This is a genomic window from Aureimonas ureilytica, from assembly GCF_001475935.1.
GTDB classification, from domain to species: Bacteria; Pseudomonadota; Alphaproteobacteria; order Rhizobiales; family Rhizobiaceae; genus Aureimonas; species Aureimonas ureilytica_A.
This window is the reverse complement of the sequence record NZ_LDQA01000125.1, coordinates 1-804: the sequence shown is the minus strand read 5'-3', so window position 1 is coordinate 804 and position 804 is coordinate 1. Positions and strand designations below refer to the sequence as shown.

The following is an 804-nucleotide window of genomic DNA, read 5'->3' as shown; positions in this document are numbered from 1 at the left end:
CCGCCAATTGGCGGGCTGTCAGTTCGTGGTAGCGGATGACCTCCTTCACCACGAAGGCCAGATATTTCTCGGCGAAGTCGGGATCGAGCTTGGCCGTGGCGGCCAGTTCGCGCAGGCGCGTGACCTGCCGTGCTTCGCGCGCCGGATCGGCGGCCGGCAGGCTATGTTCGGCCTTGAGCACGCCGACGCGCTGGGTGCAGCGGAACCGCTCGGCCAGCATGTGAATGATCGCGGCATCGATATTGTCGATACTGTCGCGAAGGTTGAGAAGTTCCGGCAAGGGAGCCTGCTCTGGCATGTCGGTCGTCCGTGGCTGGAAGCGCGAGACTGCGCCCTGATTGCTGGATAGGCCGATGAGGCCGCGTCGTCAAAGCCTGCCGAGCGAGCCAAGTGGGATGAATTTCGTCTCCGTCCCCCTGTGGATAGAGGTGGAAAAGGGGGAGGGAGGTCCGGCACAGATACCCTGCCCATGGCAATCCGCGCTGCGGGGGCCGATATGTCCTCCATGCGCTTTTCCCCGAGTTTCCTGGATGAGATCCGGGCCCGAATTCCGATTTCCGACGTTATCGGCCGCCGCGTCACCTGGGATCGGCGCAAGACGCAGCCGTCGCGTGGGGATTATTGGGCCTGCTGTCCCTTCCATGGCGAGAAGTCGCCCTCGTTTCATTGCGAGGATTCCAAGGGCCGCTACCATTGCTTCGGGTGCGGCGTGTCGGGCGATCATTTTCGCTTTCTCACGGAATTGGAGGGCTTAAGCTTCCCTGAAGCCGTGGAGCGGCTGGCGGGCGAGGCGGGCGTGCCCAT

The 804-nt window shown here is 63.4% G+C and carries 2 protein-coding genes; one reads left to right on the top strand and one right to left on the bottom strand.

Annotated elements, in window-relative coordinates; translation table 11 throughout:
- Positions 1-298, bottom strand: a 298-nt coding sequence (locus NS365_RS22945; protein WP_058602600.1) for a chorismate mutase, incomplete at its 3' end; no start/stop codon positions are given.
- Positions 299-505: 207 nt separating this feature from the next.
- On the opposite strand from NS365_RS22945, the gene NS365_RS22940 reads away from it, so the two are divergent.
- A partial coding sequence (locus NS365_RS22940; protein ID WP_244498543.1) for a CHC2 zinc finger domain-containing protein occupies positions 506-804 on the top strand: 299 nt, incomplete at its 3' end.